Raw genomic sequence first — 18,182 nt, forward strand, 5'->3', positions numbered from 1 at the left:
GGTCAGATCCCCATCTGCTGGCGTTGACGCCGCAGGTGCGCGGGCATCTCGTGATAAACGTCTTCGAAGATGGTCGCCGCGCTGGCATAGGCGCTGCCACCCAGGGTCCCGTGGTTTTCGGCCTGCTTGGTTGCCTCCAGTACGTCCTGCTCGAGCTCGACCACCAGCGCCTCGTGTTGTGCCTCGGACCAGTGCCCTTCGGCAATCAGGTGCTGCTTGAGCCGAGCGATCGGGTCCCCCAGGGGGAAATTGGCCCAATCATCGGCGGGGCGATATTTGGAAGGGTCGTCGGAAGTGGAGTGGGGGCCGGCCCGGTAGGTCACCCACTCGATCAGGGTGGGCCCCAGATTGGCCCGGGCACGCTCGGCGGCCCAGCGCGAGACGGCATGGACTGCCAGGAAATCGTTGCCATCCACCCGCAGCGAGGCAATGCCGCTGCCTACGCCCCGCCCCGCGAAGGTGGTGGCCTCGCCGCCAGCGATATGCTGGAAGCTGGAGATCGCCCACTGGTTGTTCACCACATTCAGGATGACGGGCGCGCGGTATACATGAGCGAAGGTGAGGGCGGTGTGGAAATCGGCTTCGGCTGTGGAGCCGTCACCTATCCAGGCCGAGGCGATGCGGGTATCGCCCCGGATGGCCGAGGCCATGGCCCAGCCCACGCCCTGTACGAACTGAGTCGCCAGGTTGCCGGAAATACTGAAGAAACCGGCAGCCTTGTTGGAGTACATCACCGGCAACTGCCGGCCCTTGAGCGGGTCGCACTCGTTGGAGAACAGCTGGCAGATCATCTCGAACAACGGCACCTGGCGGGCCAGGAGGATGCTCTGCTGGCGGTAGGTCGGGAAGCACATGTCATCGCCGCGCAGCGCCAGGGCATGGGCCGTGCCTATGGCTTCCTCTCCCAGGCTCTGTACGTAGAAGGACATCTTCTTCTGTCGTTGGGCCTTGACCATGCGGCTGTCGAATACTCGTGTCTTCACCATGGTGCGCAGGCCACGATGGAGAAGCTCGAGCGGTATGGCCTCGGCCCATGGGCCAACGGCCTGGCCTTGCTCATCCAGCACTCGCACCAGACCCACGGCCAGGTCGGCGGTGTCTCGAGGGTCGATGTCCAGGGGCGGTTTGCGAGCCGCGCCAGCGGGGAGCAACTGCAGATAGCTGAAGTCGGTCTTGCAACCCGGGCGGCCCGTCGGTTCGGGCACGTGCAGGCGAAGCGGTTCTTGGGCGTTCACGTGTCACAACCCTCGATCTTGTGTTTATTGGGGAGTTGTCGATACTGATTCTAGGCCTGTCCCGCTGGAGAGTTTTTCTCTTTTGCTACAGCACGGCGCGCTGTCAGCGGAGAAAAATTCTTCCTCGGGCCGCGAGTGAAGAATAAACAGGTTGCCGGCCCGGCTTCGGTTGCAGCGAGCCCTGAATCGAGGGTGCATAGAAACTTTTGCCGCCGCGCTGCTACTAAGGCACAGATGTCATGCCGGGCTGTATCGACAGCGGCCGGCCTGGCTCGGCCAAATCGCCGCAGACGAGTCAATGAATGGATCGCTACGCCCCTCGCGACTGGCAGCCCCACGAGCGGCCGAACCTCCCCGGATCGCCCTCCACACCCCTGCATCCTGCTCATCGGCGCCTGGCCTACGCCCTCACTGGGTTGTTGGTGGGCATTACCGGCGGGCTGGGCAATGCCCTGGTCACCGCCAATCTGGTGTACCTGCAGGGCGCGCTGGGTGTGACCAGCGCCGAGATCGCCTGGCTGCCGGCGGCCTATGTGATGACCAACGTCACCATGAACCTCCTGCTGGTCAAGTTTCGCCAACAGTTCGGCCTGCGTGCCTTCACAGAAGTATTCCTGGCCCTCTATGTGCTGGTGACCCTGGCCCACCTGTTCGTCAACGACCTCGGCTCGGCCATCGCGGTGCGCGCCGCCCACGGCATGGTGGGCGCCGCGCTCAGCTCTCTCGGCCTTTACTACATGATCCAGGCGCTGCCGGCCAAGTGGCGGCTCAAGGCATTGGTACTGGGGCTGGGTACGGCACAGCTGGCCTTGCCCTTGGCGCGCCTGGTGTCCGAAGACCTCCTGCAGATCGCAGAATGGCGCGGGCTATACCTGTTCGAGCTCGGCCTGGCGATCACCGCGCTGGGTTGCGTGCTCTGGCTGAAGCTTCCACCTGGAGATCGCTTTCGCACCTTCGAGCCGATGGATTTCCTGACCTTTGCCATTCTCGCTCCAGGAGTCGGCCTGCTGGTGGCCGTACTATCCCTGGGGCGCATCGACTGGTGGCTGGAAGCGCCCTGGATCGGCATGGCCCTGGCCGCTGCCATCGTGTTGATCTCGCTCGGGCTGTGTATCGAGCACAACAGGCGCAACCCCTTGCTGATGACGCGCTGGCTGGGCAGCGGGCCGATCCTGCGCCTGGGCCTGGCAGTGGTGTTGATTCGCATGGTGACGTCCGAGCAATCCACCGGCGCGGTCGGCTTCATGCAATACCTGAACATGGGCAGCGAGCAACTGTTCAGCCTGTATGTGGTGATGCTCATCGGCAGCGTGGCAGGGCTGGTGGTCAGCGCCTTGACGATCGACCCTGAACATCTGTTCCGTCCATTGTTGCTCTCGGTAGCGCTGATGGCCGCAGGCGCCTTGATGGACAGTTTCTCCAGCAATCTGACCCGGCCACCGCAGCTTTACCTGAGCCAGTTCCTGCTCGCGTTCGGCAGTACGTTCTTCCTGGGCCCCACCATGGTACTCGGCACCCGTAACGTTATTGCCAATCCGCGCAACCTGGTGAGTTTCTCCGTCATGTTCGGTATTGCCCAGAACCTGGGTGGGTTGCTCGGCTCGGCCCTGCTGGGTACCTGGCAGGTCATCCGGGAGAAATTCCACTCCAGCCATATCGTCGAACAACTGGTGGGCGCCGATCCTCGGGTGGCCGCGCGGCTGAGTAGCGGCGCGGCCAACTACAGCAGCCTGCTTCCCGACACCCAGGCGCGCACGCTACAAGGGCTGCGGGCGCTGGCCACCGCCGCGACCCGGGAAGCCAACATCATGGCCTACAACGATGTATTCATGCTCATTGCCATCATCGCCATCCTGACCTTCATCTGGATGGCGGTGCGGGTACTCTGGCTGGCCAGCAATGCCCGCGCCCAGGCGGCCCTAGATTCCACTTCCGGCAAACCCTGATGACTGAACCGACTCAAACCACCACCACGGCGATCGCGGCCACACCCGAGGGGCAGTCCCCGCCAGCCGACCCCATCGTCCAGGGCCGTAGCGGTCGCGCCAAATTCTTTTCTGCGTTTACCTTCGGCGGGCTGGCGGTGCTGGGTGTGCTCATCGTCCTCTATGCCTGGCAACTGCCTCCCTTCGCCAGCGCCGTTGAAAGTACCGAGAATGCCCTGGTGCGTGGCCAGGTCACGGTCATAAGCCCACAGCTGAGCGGCTATGTATTCGAAGTGCCTGTTCAGGACTTTCAGTATGTGAAGGCGGGAGAGCTGCTGGTGCGGCTCGATGATCGAATCTACACCCAGCGCCTGGCGCAGGCCCAGGCAAGCCTGGCGTCCCAGCGGGCGAACCTGGCCAACAATCGACAGCAGAAACGCAGCGCCCAGGCCACCCTGGAACAACGTCGTGCCGCTATCGGCAGCGCCGAGGCCCAAGCGCGCAAGGCTGAGGCAGACCTGGCACGCAGCCAGGCGTTGATTACTGACGGCTCGATTTCCCGTAGCGAACTGGATGTGAGCCGGGCGGCAGCGGCCGAGGCGAAGGCCAGCCTGGCCCAGGCCAGGGCCGCGGTGCGAATCGCCGAGGAAGACGTGCGTACCGTCGATGTCAACCGGGCCGCGCTCGAAGCGGCGGTCGATAACGCCACCGCGGCACTGGAACTGGCCCGCATCGACCTGGCCAATACAAGGGTGGTCGCGCCCAGGGACGGACAGTTGGGGCAGATTGGCGTGCGCCTCGGCGCCTGGGTCAACTCCGGGGCCCAACTGATGGCCCTGGTTCCGGAAACGATATGGGTGATTGCCAATTTCAAGGAAACCCAGATGGCCCACATGCGTATTGGCCAGTCGGCGACCTTTACCGTGGACGCGCTCAACCATGCCAGGTTGCGAGGCCACGTCCTCGAAATCGCCCCGGCCACCGGTTCGGAGTTCAGCCTGTTGCAGGCCGACAATGCGACAGGCAACTTCGTCAAGATCGCCCAGCGCATTCCGGTGAAGATCGTCCTGGACGCTGACCAGCCTGACCTACCCAGGCTGCGCCCGGGCATGTCGGTGGTCGTCAGCGTGGACACCTCCGCGCAGGCGCCAGCTTCAGCGGCACTCGCTCCATAGGTCGAGCAAAGCCTGGCCCAGTACGCGCTGATCGAAGGGCTTGTCGATGCGCGTTAGCGCCGGCCCGCGGGCCTCTGGTTGATGACCGAAGCCGCTGACCAGTACACACCCCAGGGCCGGCTGCTGTTCCCGGGCGCGGCCGATCAATTCGATACCGGACAAACCGGGCAGTTCGTTGTCGGTCACCAGTGCATCGATACGTCCGGGGTGCCGGGCCAGGCAGTTCAAGGCCTGCTCCGCGCTGGTGGCCTGGAGCACGGCATAGCCCAGGTCTTCGAGCATGGCCCGGGTGCTGAGCAGGATCAGGGGGTCATCATCCACCACCAGCAGGGTGCGCGACCGCCCCGGCGGGGCGTGCAGGTCGGCACCTGTCATCGCCTGCGGCTGCGGGGTGCTGGCGGTGCCCTGGGCCACGGGCAACCACAGCTCGGCCGTGGTGCCGCCGGGCCGGCTGCTGCGCAGCTGGAACTTGCCGCCGGTCTGCTCCGCCAGGCCATGAACCATGGACAGGCCCAGGCCGGTTCCCTTGCCTATGCCCTTGGTCGTGAAGAAGGGCTCGGCGGCCCGCGCCAGGGTCGCCGCATCCATTCCTTCGCCGGTGTCCTTCAGCGAGAGGCAAATGTAGGCGCCGGCTGGAAGGTTCAGAGCGTTGGCGTTCAACTCATGCTTGCGCGCCTCTATGGTCAAGGTGCCGCCCTCGGGCATGGCGTCCCGTGCATTCACGGCCAGGTTGAGCACGGCCAGCTCCAGCTGGTTGGTATCGGCCATTACCGGAGGCAAAAGTAAGGGGAAGCGGGTTTCGATGTGGACCTTGGCGCCGAGCGAGCTCTGCAACAGCTCCGACATCCCACGGATCACCGCACCCAGGTCCACCCGCTCGAGCGTGAGCTTTTGACGCCGGGCGAAGGCAAGCATGCGGCGTGTCAGGGACGCGCCGCGCTGGGCGCCCTGGAGGGCATTGTCGAGCAAAGGAGTGATGCGAGGGTCGCTGGGCAGGCGCTTGCGCAGGATCTCCAGGCTCCCGAGCACCACCATGAGCAGGTTGTTGAAGTCATGGGCGATGCCGCCGGTCAGCTGGCCGAGCGACTCCATCTTCTGGGATTGAAACAGGGCTTCCCGCGCCTGTTCCAAGGCAAGCTCCTTTTCCCGCGCCTCGGTGATGTCCCGGGTCACCTTGGCGAATCCTAGCAACTGGCCCTGGTCGTCGCGGATGGGGTCAATCACTACGTTGGCCCAGAAGGTCGTGCCGTCCCGACGTACCCGCCAGCCCTGGTTTTCGAAACGGCCCTCACTCATGGCCGTGCGCAGGCCACGTTCCGGATCGCCGCGCTCGCGCTCCGGCGTGGGGTAGAACATCGAGAAGTGCTGCCCGATCACCTCGGCGGGGGTATAGCCCTTGATGCGCTGGGCACCCTGGTTCCAATTGGTGATGATGCCGTTGGGGTCGAGCATGTAGATGGCGTAATCCACCACACCCTGGACAAGCAGGCGAAACTGCTGCTCGGTACGGCGCAGTTCCTGCTCGGCCTGGCGTCGTTCGGTCAGGTCCCGGGTAACCTTGGCATAGCCGAGCACAGCGCCTTCGCCCGAAAGGATGGGGTCGATCACCACATGGCACCAGAAGCGCGAGCCATCCTTGCGCACACGCCAGCCTTCGTTTTCAAAGCGGCCTTCCTGGGCGGCGATGTTCAGGGCTCGCTGAGGCAGGCCGGCGGCGCGGTCTTCTTCAGTGTAGAAGCGCGAGAAATGCTGGCCGAGGATCTCGGCTTCCTCATAGCCCTTGAAACGCTTGGCGCCGGTGTTCCAGCTGGTGACCTCGCCGCCTGGGCCGAGCATGTAGATGGCGTAGTCGGTGACAGCGTCGAGCAAAAGGCGGTAGCGGCTGCCTTCGTCACTCAGCTCGTTCAGGGAAGGTCCGGGCATGGAAGCGTTCATGGCGTAGGGCATAGCTGTATGACGGGCGACCCGCAATTCTAGCGGGCGGGGAAGCGGGGCGATATACCCAGGCTACAAACGGCCCACGGACACGGATAAAGGAAACTTTCCGGGTTGTCAGGCTTCCATAGCCTGAGGGGTCTGGATAAGGCTCGGGCCCCCGAAGCGCGGGCCGCGGGCCCGCTTGAGAAAGAGGTGAGCGATGCGAAATAAAACATCCGCGGCGGCCCTGGCTGCCCTGTTGTGCTTGACCCCCTTGCTGGCCCAGGCCACCGATGAAAAGAAAAGCGACTGCAAGCCCGACGCAGTCTGGACAGACTTCCTCGGCCACGGCCGCTGCTACACCCATGGCGACAAGGCGCCAGACCCCTATACCCGTGACGACACCGCGATTCACGACTGGAAAGCAAGAGGCCTGCCTGCGCCTGAGGATAACGCCCAGTGGGTCGAGATCAGCGGAAAGTATGTGATGATCAACCGCGAAAACGCGGTGATCAAGGAAATTCGCGATCGGAAATGATCCCGGCATGACAGAGCCCGGCAATTAGGCGGCCTCGAATCCCGTGCGTCAGGCCGCGGGTTCTGTCGACCGGTACTGCGTGCCCCATCCTCCCCGGGGCCGCTCGTTCGAGGACCTGCCATGTTGTCGCGCCTTTCGCTCACCCAGAAGCTCAGCGCCGCGTTCGGCGCGATCATCCTGATTATCCTCGGCCTGGTGCTGGTGGCCCGCCACGGCTTCTCCGAGGCTGACAAAAGCGTGAATTGGACCATCCATACCTACCAGGTAATGGACGCCTCCAGCGACGCTCTGATTGCCCTGACCAACATTGAAACGAGCATGCGCGGCTTCGCCCTCAGCGGTCAGGACGATTTTCTTGGCCCATATGATGATGGCCGTCAGCGGTTCGAACGCGCCTGGGCGCGGATCAAAGAACTGACTTCGGACAACGCGGTCCAGCAGAAGCGGCTGGATGATTTGCGCGCCACTCAGCAAAGCTGGCTTAGCCAGGACGTGGAAGGCACCCTGGCGCTGCGTCGCGCAGTGAACGCAGGGACCCAGCCGGCCAGTGCCTTGACCGACCGTATCATCGCGCGGCAGGACAAAATCCGCATGGACAGCATGCGAAAGTTGCTGGCCGACATACGCGGCGATGAAGAACAACTCCTGGGTGCGCGCAGCGAGGCGCTCAAGAAGGCGGAATCCTTCGCCGTGCGGAGCCTGGTGCTTGGCGGGATCGCCGCGACCCTCCTGGCGCTTGGCGTCGCCATCGGTTTGTCAGCCTCGATCCGCCGGCGCATTCAGAGGGCTATCGATGTCGCCCAGGGTATTGCCGGCGGGCGTCTGGACCTTTCCATCACAGATAGTTCAACTGACGAGATTGGCCAGTTGAACAGTGCCTTCGCGGCGATGCAGCAGCGACTGCGGGAGATGATCCGCGACATTCTTATCAGCACTGAAGGCCTGGTAGCGGCGGCGAGAGATATCGCCTCTACCTCCACCGAACTGTCCAACGCTGCCCAGGAGCAGTCCCATTCAGCGTCCAGCATGGCGGCAACCGTGGAGGAACTGACCGTCAGCATCAGCCATGTGGCAAGCAGCGCCAGCGAAGCACGGGAGATCTCTTCTGACTCAGGCCGACAGTCACGGGAAGGCGGCGCGGTCATCGAGCAAACCCTGCAGAGCATGGGGCAGATTGCCGGCACCGTGCAGACGTCCTCGGACCAGGTGGCCGAGCTGGGTCGTCAGATCGAACAGATCACCAGCATCGTCAATGTGATCACGGCGATTTCGGAACAGACCAACCTGTTGGCGCTCAACGCCGCCATCGAGGCGGCACGTGCCGGGGAACAAGGCCGCGGGTTTGCGGTGGTTGCCGATGAAGTTCGTTTGCTCGCCCAGCGCACCGGCAAGTCCACCCAGGAAATCGGCGAGATGATCCAGAAGATCCAGAGCAGCGCTCATGAGGCGGTGAACAAGATGCAGGTAGGGGTGGACCAGGTCGACAATGGCCTACGGCTGGCTCAGACCGCCAACCAGGCGATCGAGCATATCCGTGGCGGTTCCGGCCGAATCATTTCGGCGGTGGATCAGATTTCCATCGCGTTGCAGGAGCAATCGGTGGCCAGCCAGGATGTGGCTCGCAATGTAGAGCGCATCGCCCAGATGGCCCAGGCCGCCAACCAGGGCATCGCCGGTGCGTCCAGCAGCGCGGGCCGGATCGAGCAACTGGCGCGGGAGCTCGAAGCCCAGGTGCGGGAGTTCAAGCTGTAGCACGAAGGGCGGCCCGCTTGGCGGCGACCTGGCATTTCCCTTTTGTACAGGTCGCTGCAGCCGCATGCCGTGGCGCCGGTCCGGGCGAACATATGATCACTGCCGTCGATGGTTACTATGCCTGAGTTGATTTTCCCCTGAGCCGGGCGGGTGGTTACTGTAGCGAAACAGTTAACAACCTCTCAGGAGACTCACCATGAAACGCCTACTCGCGCTTGCCCTCAGTGTATCGGCCCTCGCGTCCACCAGCGCCTTCGCGCTGCCCAAGGCTCAGGCCATAGCCCTAGCCACGCATCAGGCCGCTGCCGCCGCCCGGCCGGCCCAGGTCGCAGCCGCCAAGTCCGCGACGGAGCGCAAGCCTGCCGCCGTGCTCGTGGCTGAGAACCGCAAGGAGTTCGGTTCCCAGTACCAGCGGTACTGAGCGCATCCGTAACAGGCAATCCTCGACCAGGCCCGCTGACGGGCCTGGCTTGACCCGCCGACGAAACTTCCCGCCCAGCCAGCCATTCCTATGCAGTACAGCTACTGCCTGGAGATCGAAATGGCTGAGGATACCTGTAACTGTTCTGGCTGCGATTGCGCTTCCGGCTCCGCCGAGGGCGTGGAGGTGCAGGGCAAGTGGTTCTGCTGCGTTGCCTGCTCCCTTGATCATCTCGATGGTCAGCCCTGTGCGATGCACGGCTGCGGTTGCGGCAGCACGGCCGTGAAAACCCGCGACCATGGCCAGGGCCACGACAAAGTGGATAACGCCGTGGAGGAAACTTTCCCCGCCAGCGATCCCATTTCCCCATAACCTTGGGCGACCACGGACCTGACGGAATAGAATGACGACCCGCTCAAGCGAGGAACCGGGGTTGTCCCATCGTCACGGCTTTATTCTCACCCGTCATTGGGTCGATACCGAACAGGGCATCGCGCTGGACGTATGGCTGGCCACGGATGAAGGCCCCTTGCGTCTGCGCCTCCCGCTGCAGGAAGCCGTCGCTTTCCTGCCTCAGGCGCAGCGCGCGCGGGCCGAGCACTTGCTGGATGGCGAGCCTGGAGCGCGACTGCGCGACCTGGAACTCAAGGATTTTCGCCAGCGACCGGTTGCCGCGCTCTACTGTAGTCAGTACCGACAGCTCCTCGACCTCGCGCAACGGCCGCGCCAGGGCGGAGTGGATGTCTACGAGGCCGACGTGCGGCCGCCGGACCGCTACCTCATGGAGCGCTTCATCACCGCCCCGGTGGTCTTCACGGCCCAGCCAGGCGTTAACACGGGTTGGGAAGGGGATATCCGGCCGGCCCCGAGCTACCGTCCCAAGTTGCGTCTGGTGTCCTTGGATATTGAAACCGATCGTCACGGCAATCTGTTCTGTATCGGGCTAGAGGGCTGCGCAAGCCGCACCGTGTTGATGCTCGGTGACCTGGCCCGCATGCACCCGGCCGTGGATTTCACGCTGCGCTACCTGCCGGACCGTCCAGCGCTGCTTGAAGCCCTCAATGCCTGGTTCGCCGAGCATGACCCGGACGCCATCATCGGCTGGAACCTGGTGCAATTCGATCTGAGGGTGCTCCATGAGCACAGCCAGCGTTATCAGGTGCCCTTGCGGCTGGGCCGGGGCGCCGAGCCCATGGGCTGGCGTGAGCACTCCGAGCATGCCCATTACTTCGCGTCGGTGCCGGGACGGCTGGTCATCGATGGCATCGAGGCGCTGCGCTCGGCGTTCTGGCGTTTTGAGTCGTTCAGCCTTGAGCACGTGGCACAAACGCTGTTGGGCGAGGGAAAGGCCATCGACAATGTGTACCAGCGCCTGACCGCCATCGAACGCATGTTTCGGGAGGACAAGCCTGCCCTGGCGCACTACAACCTGCGCGATTGCGAATTGGTCACCCGCATCTTCGAGCACACCCGGATCATGGACTTTTTGCTCGAGCGAGCCACTGTCACCGGTTTGCCGGCCGACCGCCATGGTGGATCGGTCGCCGCGTTCGATCATCTTTACCTGCCGGTGATGCACCGCCTGGGCCTGGTAGCGCCCAACCGTGGCGAGCGCATGCCCCAGGCCAGTCCGGGAGGGTTCGTGATGGACTCGCGGCCAGGGCTATACGACTCGGTATTGGTGCTGGACTACAAAAGCCTTTACCCGTCCATCATTCGCACGTTCCTGATCGACCCGGTTGGCCTGGTCGAAGGCCTGGCTGAACCCGGCCAGGCGCTTGACGGCTATTGTGGCGCGCGGTTCTCACGCACCCGGCACGGCCTGCCAGGCATCGTCGAGCGTGTCTGGAAAGCCCGTGAGCAGGCCAAGCAAGACGGTAATGCCCCTTTGGTCCAGGCCCTGAAGATCATCATGAACGCCTTCTACGGCGTACTGGGTTCGCCGAGCTGCCGTTTCTTCGACCACCGCCTGGCCTCGTCCATTACCCTCAGGGGCCAGCAGATCATGCAGCAGACGCGCGCGCTGATCGAAGCCCAGGGGTATTCGGTGATCTATGGCGACACTGACTCGACCTTCGTCTGGCTCGACCGCGCGTGCGATCACGATGAAGCGACTGCCATAGGCCAGCACTTGGTGGTGACGGTCAACCAATGGTGGCGCGAGCAACTGAGTCGGACCCTGGGGCTTGAAAGTGCCTTGGAGCTGCAGTTCGAAACTCATTTCAAGCGCTTCCTCATGCCGACCATCCGGGGTGCCGAGGAGGGCAGCAAGAAGCGCTATGCCGGGCTGGTCGAAACTCCGGACGGTGGCTATCGGCTGGTGTTCAAGGGGCTGGAAAGTGTGCGAACCGATTGGTCGCCGCTGGCTCGGGAATTCCAGCAGGCGCTCTATGAGCGCGTCTTCACGGGTCAGCCATGGGAGAGCTGGCTGCGCGAATATGTACGACAAACCCGCGAGGGCGAGTTGGACCACTTGCTGGTGTACCGCAAGCGGCTAGGCCGTTCGCTGGTCGAGTACGAGCGAAATGTGCCCCCGCATGTGCGGGCCGCTCGCCTGGCCGATGAGTACAACCAGGCCCACGGCCGGCCTGCCCAGTACCAGCGCGGCGGCTGGATCAGTTATGTCATGACCCTGAACGGCCCGCAGCCACTGGAAGCGCGCAAGGCCGCTCCGGACTACGACCATTACATCAGTCGCCAGCTGCAACCGGTGGCCGATGCCATACTGCCCTTTGTCAATGCGGATTTCGAGCACGTGATCGGCGGGCAGATGGGGCTTTTCTAGCAGTCACCAGTAGCGTAGCCGAGAAAGGTAGCCATGGCTGTGGGAGGTAGCGAAGCTGCCGAATGCACCCAGTGCCCAATCGCGGCTGCGCCCGCTTCGTACCGCGTTATGCACCTCATGCAGGAGGCGGGCGGAGCTCGCGAACGGCGTCTTCTAGCGAATCTTACTCACCGACCACCGGCTGGGGCTGGATGATTTCTACCCAGTAGCCGTCCGGGTCCTTGATGAACGCCAGGCTTTTCATGCGTCCATCGGTCAGGCGCTTCTGGAAGTCGACACCCAGTGCTTCGAAGCGCTCGCAGGCCGAATGAATATCCGGCACGGACACGCAGATATGCCCAAACCCACGCGGGTCACTGTTGCCATTGTGGTAAGCGAAGTCGGCATCGCTTTCCGTGCCATGGTTATGGGTAAGTTCCAACACGCCGGGAATGGATTTCATCCAGCGGTGACGCTCGGCATCGTCGTCAGGAATATTGGCCCGATCCACCAGCGCAAGGAAATAAAGACTGAACTGAGCTTCGGGGAAATCACGTTTTTCGATCAGGCTGAAACCCAGCACGCGGGTGTAGAAGTCCAGCGAGCGTGTGATGTCCTTGACCCGCAACATCGTGTGGTTGAAAACGAAGCCCTGGGTAGCGGAATCGGGGGAAGCGGTGACGCCGGCGACGGCGTCCAACTGGCTGCGGCTCATGGCAAGCACTCCTTGATGGGAAAACGGGAGGAAGATTGGATCGAGGCGCGGTATCCGCGATGTCCCTGGGGACGACTGCCGAAACAGGCAGGAAAGAAGAAGCCCGCCGAAGCGGGCATATGGGGCGCTGTTCCTTCAGCGATCTTGATCCTGCGCGCTCGGACGTGAAAAAAGCGTGAAGCATGCGACCGCTCAGCGGCGTACCCAACCCTCGACGGCATCCACGCCATACTGGTCCTTCCAGGCGCGCAGGCCGCGGTGGTTGCCGCCCTTGGTTTCGATCAACTCCCCGGTATGAGGGTTTTCGTACACCTTCACCACGCGCGGACGGCGGGTTCTGGGCGCTGGCGTTGACGCGCCACTCAGGGACCGCGGGGGATCGAGAAGAGGGATGATATCCTGCAGGTTCTTTCCATACTGCTGCATCAAAGCCACAAGCTTTTCCTCGAAGGCCAGTTCGCGCTTCAGCGCCGCGTCGCTTTTCATCTGCTCCAACAAGGCGAGTTGCTCTTGAAGGGCCTTTTCAGCGGCACGGAATTCAGCGAGTCGTGACATGGGACAGCTCCGGCTTGGTAAACGAGTGCGGGGCAGGATAAAACGCCGGTTGCGCCAAGTAAACCTTGAAGCAGACCGGCTCCTTAGGTTGTCCGAGAGCAACTAAGCCTGAAGTTCCGAGCGGCGGGGCAGATCCGGCCCGATCCGTGAACAGGTGACGGCGGCTGCCTTGCAGGCGAAGTGAAGCATCGCTTCCAGATCTTGGGCGTTCAATGAACGCAACTGGTCCGGCACTGCCTTGCTTCGCTCGTGCAGCCATGTCAGGAGCGCGGCCTGGAAGGTATCCCCGGCGCCTACCGTATCGCGCACCTGCACCACCGGGGCCGCTACCCTGACGCAAGCCTGGCCGCAGCTGTAGGCCTCTGCGCCTTCCCCGCCCCGGGTCACGAACACCAGTTCACAGCCTTGCTCCAGCCAGCCGTTGGCTACCTGCTCGATGGACACCTGCGGATAAAGCAGCGCCAGGTCTTCATCACTGACCTTCACCAAGTGCGCCATGCCCACCATCTCGGCGACGCTGGCGCGCCATTGATGAATATCCGGCGCTGGATTGAGCCTGACATTCGGGTCGTAGCTGATCAGGCGCCGGCCTCGTTCGCGGCGGGCCAGGGACCTCAGCGTGCTGCCCACCGGTTCGACCACCAGTGAAAAAGAGCCGAAATGCAGGGCCGTTACCCGGGCATCCAGTTCAGGCAGATGCCGCGGTTCCAGGGCTCGATCAGCGCAGCCGGCGCCGCGGAAGGCATAGCTCGGTATGCCCGCGCCGGACAGGCTGACCATGGCCAGGGTGGTGGGCGCCTCGAAGCGTTGCAGGTAGTCACCCGCCACGCCTTCCCGGGCCAGCAGCGCGACGAGGTTTTCGCCAAGCGCGTCGGTGGACAGGCCGGCCAGCAGACCTACCGGCGCCTGCAAGCGCGCCAGGCCGACCGCGACGTTGAAAGGCGATCCCCCAGCCACGGCCGTATAGGCCAGCCGCGACTGAGGTTCACCGAGGCGGGTGTCGCAAAAGAAGTCGTAGAGGGCTTCGCCGCATACCAGAAACATGGGGGCTCCAGATCATAGGTGGGAAAGCAGGGTCCGGTAACGCGCGTAGATCGGCTGGTAGGCCGCGACGTTCTCCGGTTTCGGCAGGCACTGTGTCGTTTCGTCGAGCATCACGCAACGGGCGCAGAGCGCCTCGAGGCCAGCCAGGGTGCCATTGCCGCCCTGGGCGCACCAGGCGGCTTGCAATGCAGCGCCCAGCGCGGCGGCTTCCGGCTCGACGGTGCAGATCACGGGGGTGTTCATGACGTCGGCCACCAGTTGCCGCCACACCGGACTCTTGGCGCCGCCGCCCACCAGTCGTATGGCGCTGCTTTGCATGCCGGCCGCGCGCAGGAGGTCAAGCCCATAACGCAGGCCGAAAGTAGTGCCCTCTACCGCGGCCCGGCATAGATTCGCGGCGTTCATGTTGGCAGTCGTCAACCCGAGGATCGAGCCGGTAGCCTCAGGCAGGGCAGGCACCCGCTCGCCGTTGAGGAAAGGCAGCATCAGCACCCCCTCGGCGCCAATGGGCGCGCCCGCCACGGCTTCGTTGAACGCGCCCAGGTCCAGGCGCAGCAAATCGCGTACCTGACTGGTCACGTTGGTCAGGTTCATGGTGCAGATCAACGGCAGCCAGCCCCCGGTAGACGAACAGAAGGTGGCTACCGAGGGCTCGGGACACACGACTGGCGAATCGGTATAGCCGTACACGGTGCCCGAGGAGCCCAGGCTCATGGTGAACAGGCCGGGGCTGATATTTCCCGTGCCGATGGCGGCCATCATGTTGTCGCCCCCGCCGCTGGAGACCAGCGCATCCGGGCTGATGCCCAGCTCGGCCGCCGCGTCTGGACGGACCCGCCCGACAGCCTCGTCCGCGCTCACCAGGGTGGGAAGGGCCCGACGCAGACGCCCACCGGGATCGACGACATCCAGAAGCTCCAAATCCCAGCCGCGGGTACGGACGTTGAAGTAACCGGTGCCCGAGGCATCTCCGTATTCACTGCAATAGCGGCCGGTCAACCAGAAATTCAGGTAGTCATGAGGTAACAGGACATGCGCTATCTGGTCGAAGAGCTCAGGGAACCGCTCCTTGCTCCACAGCAATTTGGAGAGGGTATATCCCGGCGCCAGGGCCAGGCCCAGGCGTTCGAGCGATCCCTGCGTGCCGCCCAGGTCGGCGAGCAGACGCGCGTTTTCCACAGTGGTTTCCGTATCGCACCAGAGTTTGGCCGGGCGCAACACCTGGCCCCGGGCATCGAGCAATACCAGGCCATGCTGTTGACCAGATACACCGACCCCCACGATGGCCTGCCCGGCGACGCCCGCATCGGCGAGCGCCTGGCGGCTCGCGCTCACCAGCGTCTGTACCCATTCAGCCGGGTCCTGCTCACGGCGGCCATTCGCACCGCTTAGCAAGCGATGTCCCGCAGCCCCGCGGCCCAGCACGCGGCCGCTTTCGCTATCCAATACCACGGCCTTGGTGCCCTGGGTGCCGCAGTCGATACCTAAGTACATGAACGCCTCCTCAAAGGCTCACCAGAGCGCGAAGCGCGCTTTCCACGCCGTAGGCGCGCAGGTGGTGCAATTGTTCCTCGAACGCGGAAATGAAATCAGGCGAAGCGGGCATCTGCTCGCCGAAAATTTCCACCACGCCCAACAGACGCTGGGTAAGGCCATCATCTTCTGCGACCAGGCCCTGGCAGAAATCGGCGCGGGGATCCGGGATGGAATAGGCGACGCCGTTCTCATCCACGCCGCGCAGGTAAAGCGCCCAGGCCGCGACCACCAGCGCAGCGCGGCGCAGGTCACCGCCGCTGCGTATAAGCTCGTTGATGGTAGGTACGGTGAACTTGGGGAATTTCGAAGAGCCGTCGGAACACACACGTTCGAGCTGATCGGCGATGGCCCTGTTGGAGAACCGCTGGATCAGCGTGTCCTGGTAGCCGGCCAGGTCGATACCCGGGACAGGCGCAAGCTGGGGCAGTACGTCCAGTTTCATGTAGTCGCGGATGTACTGCACGAACAACGGGTCCTGCATGGTCTCATGGACGAAGCGGTAGCCGCGCAGGAAGCCCAGGTACGTGAGCGCCAGATGGCTGCCGTTGAGCAGCTTGATCTTCATTTGTTCATAGGGCGTAACGTCGGCGGTGAACTGAACGCCGACGTCTTCCCAGGCCGGGCGTCCGTTGCAGAAATTGTCTTCCAGCACCCACTGCACGAAGGGCTCGCACACCACTGGCCAGGCATCGTCGATGCCGTGTCGCTCCAGGAGCTGTTGCCGGTGCGCGGCGCTGGTCATGGGAGTGATCCGGTCCACCATGGCGTTGGGGAACGCGACCTGTCGCTCGATCCAGTCCGCCAGGCCCGTGCCATAGGTATCGCCGGCCAGACGCGCGAAGGCCAGCAAGGCCTTGCGCGCCACCTCGCCGTTGTGAGGAAGGTTGTCGCAGGACATCACCGTGAACGGTGGGAGACCCGCTGCCCGGCGGCGTTGCAGCGCGGCGCAGGCGAAGCCGAATACTGTGCGTGGCGCGCCTGGGTTGGCCAGGTCATGCTGAATAGCGGGCAAGTGCGCCATGAACTCACCGGTGCTGTCATCGATGCAGTAGCCGCCTTCGGTGATGGTCAGGGACAGGATGCGAATGCCGGGGCTGGCCAGCCGGGTGATCAGCGCTTCGGGATCGTCCTCGGCCAACAGCATGTCGCGTAGGGCGCCGATCACCCGAACCTCGGTATCCTCATGGTCACCCAGCTCGTAGAGGGTGAATAAATGATCCTGGCTGGCCAGATCGTCGCGGGCGCGGCGGTCCTCGGATCGCAGCCCTGCGCCACAGATGGCCCAGTCCAGAGCCTTGCCCTGGTTCATGAGGGCATCGATGTAATAGGCCTGATGGGCGCGATGAAAGCCGCCGACCCCGATGTGGACGATGCCTTGAGTCAACAGATCAGGCAAGTAGGAAGGTCGTTTCACCACGTCCGGCAGATCGTCCAGAGTGGCCAGGCTAAGTCTTGGCGGTGCGATGGTCATGAAGGCTCCAGGCATCAGGCGGCGGCACGCAAGGCGCTGGGTACGGCCAGGCCATTGGCATCGAACAGGTGGCAACAGGCAGGGTCAAGGTACAGTTCGAGGCGTTGGCCGTACTGGCTGGCCAGGTCCCCCCGGATGCGCAGAGTCAGGGCTTCGCCGGCGTCGGTGCGTACATGGCAGTAGGTGTCGCTGCCCAGCCGCTCGCTCACGTCGGCAGTCACGCTCAGCCTGGCCTGCCCGGGCTGGGCCAGCTCCAGATGCTCCGGCCGGATGCCGAGGGTCACGGCACTGCCTTCGCTCAGTTGCGGGCTTACCCTGGGGAGACTGATGCGGATGCCCGCGTCCAGCAGCAGTTCGCAACCGTTACCGAAGACCTGGCTGACCTGCCCCTTGAGAAAGCCCATCCTGGGCGTGCCCAGGAAACCGGCCACGAAAAGATTGGCCGGGTGGTGATAGAGCTCGAGGGGAGAACCTACCTGCTCGACCCGTCCGGCATTGAGCACCACTACCTTGTCGGCCAGGGTCATGGCCTCCACCTGATCGTGGGTGACGTAGATCATGGTGGCCTGCAACTCTTGGTGCAGGCGTGACAATTCCAGGCGCATCTGCACCCGAAGGGCGGCGTCAAGGTTCGACAAGGGCTCGTCGAACAGGAAAATCCTAGGATTGCGCACAATGGCACGGCCGATGGCCACGCGCTGGCGCTGGCCGCCAGACAGTTGCTTGGGCTTGCGCTCCAGCAATGGCTGTAGCTCCAGGATACGGGCAGCCTCGCTCACCTTGCGCTCGATCTCCTGCTTGTCGCGCCCTGCTAGATCAAGTGCGAAGGAGAGGTTCTTGCGGACCGTCATGTGTGGATAGAGCGCGTAGGTCTGGAACACCATGGCCAGGTCTCGCTTGGCCGGAGGGACTTCGGTGATGTCCCGACCGTCGAGCTCGATCTGTCCGCTGCTGACATCCTCTAGCCCGGCGATCAGGCGCAGCAGGGTGGATTTGCCGCAACCGGAAGGGCCGACGAATACCACGAATTCGCGGTCGCGCACTTCCAGGTCGATGCCTTTGATGATTTGCAGGTCTTCGAAGCCCTTCTTCAGGTTTCGAACTTTCAACGTCGCCATGGGTTGGCTCCTTGTT

The 18,182-nt window shown here is 63.6% G+C and carries 14 protein-coding genes and 2 pseudogenes; 8 read left to right on the forward strand and 8 right to left on the reverse strand.

Annotated elements, in window-relative coordinates; genetic code table 11:
• Window positions 1–2: 2 nt before the first annotated feature.
• Window positions 3–1,235 carry a 3-methyl-2-oxobutanoate dehydrogenase (2-methylpropanoyl-transferring) subunit alpha gene (locus BN1188_RS18910; protein WP_040263102.1) on the reverse strand — a complete coding sequence of 411 codons (1,233 nt, stop codon included), beginning with the start codon at window positions 1,233–1,235 and terminating at the stop codon, window positions 3–5.
• A gap of 302 nt (window positions 1,236–1,537) precedes the next feature.
• Between BN1188_RS18910 and BN1188_RS18915 the strand changes: the two genes are divergently transcribed.
• A complete protein-coding gene (locus tag BN1188_RS18915) occupies window positions 1,538–3,181 on the forward strand; it encodes an MFS transporter (protein WP_040263104.1) in 1,644 nt (547 codons plus the stop codon).
• The gene (locus BN1188_RS18920; protein ID WP_040263106.1) at window positions 3,181–4,335 is read left to right on the forward strand and encodes an HlyD family secretion protein; all 1,155 of its coding nucleotides are present in this window, start codon (window positions 3,181–3,183) and stop codon (window positions 4,333–4,335) included. Before BN1188_RS18915 ends, BN1188_RS18920 begins: the two co-directional genes overlap by 1 nt.
• Here BN1188_RS18920 and BN1188_RS18925 read toward each other — a convergent pair.
• On the reverse strand, window positions 4,315–6,258 hold the full coding sequence (locus BN1188_RS18925) for a hybrid sensor histidine kinase/response regulator (RefSeq protein ID WP_088776224.1): 1,944 nt from the start codon (window positions 6,256–6,258) through the stop codon (window positions 4,315–4,317). The genes BN1188_RS18920 and BN1188_RS18925 overlap by 21 nt on opposite strands.
• Window positions 6,259–6,472: 214 nt before the next feature.
• Between BN1188_RS18925 and BN1188_RS18930 the strand changes: the two genes are divergently transcribed.
• The 6 genes and pseudogenes from BN1188_RS18930 to BN1188_RS18950 all read left to right on the forward strand — a co-directional run bounded on the left by BN1188_RS18930 (window position 6,473) and on the right by BN1188_RS18950 (window position 11,748).
• Window positions 6,473–6,790, forward strand: coding sequence for an RcnB family protein (locus BN1188_RS18930; RefSeq protein ID WP_040263108.1), 318 nt, complete (start codon window positions 6,473–6,475; stop codon window positions 6,788–6,790).
• A 120-nt stretch (window positions 6,791–6,910) separates the two neighbouring features.
• Window positions 6,911–7,687 (forward strand): annotated as a pseudogene (locus tag BN1188_RS22370) (CHASE3 domain-containing protein); the annotation flags it as partial.
• Between the two features lie 261 nt (window positions 7,688–7,948).
• Window positions 7,949–8,542, forward strand: a pseudogene (locus BN1188_RS22375) (methyl-accepting chemotaxis protein); the annotation flags it as partial.
• 196 nt (window positions 8,543–8,738) lie between these two features.
• Window positions 8,739–8,963, forward strand: coding sequence for a hypothetical protein (locus tag BN1188_RS18940; protein WP_040263112.1), 225 nt, complete (start codon window positions 8,739–8,741; stop codon window positions 8,961–8,963).
• 120 nt (window positions 8,964–9,083) lie between these two features.
• A complete protein-coding gene (locus BN1188_RS18945) occupies window positions 9,084–9,335 on the forward strand; it encodes a hypothetical protein (protein ID WP_040264274.1) in 252 nt (83 codons plus the stop codon).
• A 31-nt stretch (window positions 9,336–9,366) separates the two neighbouring features.
• On the forward strand, window positions 9,367–11,748 hold the full coding sequence (locus tag BN1188_RS18950) for a DNA polymerase II (RefSeq protein ID WP_052469374.1): 2,382 nt from the start codon (window positions 9,367–9,369) through the stop codon (window positions 11,746–11,748).
• Between the two features lie 163 nt (window positions 11,749–11,911).
• Here BN1188_RS18950 and gloA read toward each other — a convergent pair whose 3' ends face one another.
• From gloA to BN1188_RS18980, 6 genes are all read right to left on the reverse strand, one after another.
• Entirely contained in the window at window positions 11,912–12,442 is a 531-nt protein-coding gene (gene gloA, locus BN1188_RS18955) for a lactoylglutathione lyase (RefSeq protein WP_040263116.1), read from the reverse strand.
• Window positions 12,443–12,634: 192 nt separating this feature from the next.
• On the reverse strand, window positions 12,635–12,997 hold the full coding sequence (locus BN1188_RS18960; RefSeq protein ID WP_040263118.1) for a histone-like nucleoid-structuring protein, MvaT/MvaU family: 363 nt from the start codon (window positions 12,995–12,997) through the stop codon (window positions 12,635–12,637).
• A gap of 102 nt (window positions 12,998–13,099) precedes the next feature.
• Window positions 13,100–14,041 carry a carbohydrate kinase family protein gene (locus tag BN1188_RS18965; protein WP_040263120.1) on the reverse strand — a complete coding sequence of 314 codons (942 nt, stop codon included), beginning with the start codon at window positions 14,039–14,041 and terminating at the stop codon, window positions 13,100–13,102.
• A 12-nt stretch (window positions 14,042–14,053) separates the two neighbouring features.
• Window positions 14,054–15,535, reverse strand: coding sequence for a xylulokinase (gene xylB, locus BN1188_RS18970; protein ID WP_040263122.1), 1,482 nt, complete (start codon window positions 15,533–15,535; stop codon window positions 14,054–14,056).
• A 10-nt stretch (window positions 15,536–15,545) separates the two neighbouring features.
• Window positions 15,546–17,048, reverse strand: coding sequence for a mannitol dehydrogenase family protein (locus BN1188_RS18975; RefSeq protein ID WP_052469375.1), 1,503 nt, complete (start codon window positions 17,046–17,048; stop codon window positions 15,546–15,548).
• Between the two features lie 14 nt (window positions 17,049–17,062).
• Window positions 17,063–18,166, reverse strand: coding sequence for an ABC transporter ATP-binding protein (locus tag BN1188_RS18980; RefSeq protein WP_040263124.1), 1,104 nt, complete (start codon window positions 18,164–18,166; stop codon window positions 17,063–17,065).
• Window positions 18,167–18,182 lie beyond the last annotated feature (16 nt).

It is taken from the genome of Pseudomonas massiliensis, from assembly GCF_000826105.1.
Classification (GTDB): domain Bacteria; phylum Pseudomonadota; class Gammaproteobacteria; order Pseudomonadales; family Pseudomonadaceae; genus Aquipseudomonas; species Aquipseudomonas massiliensis.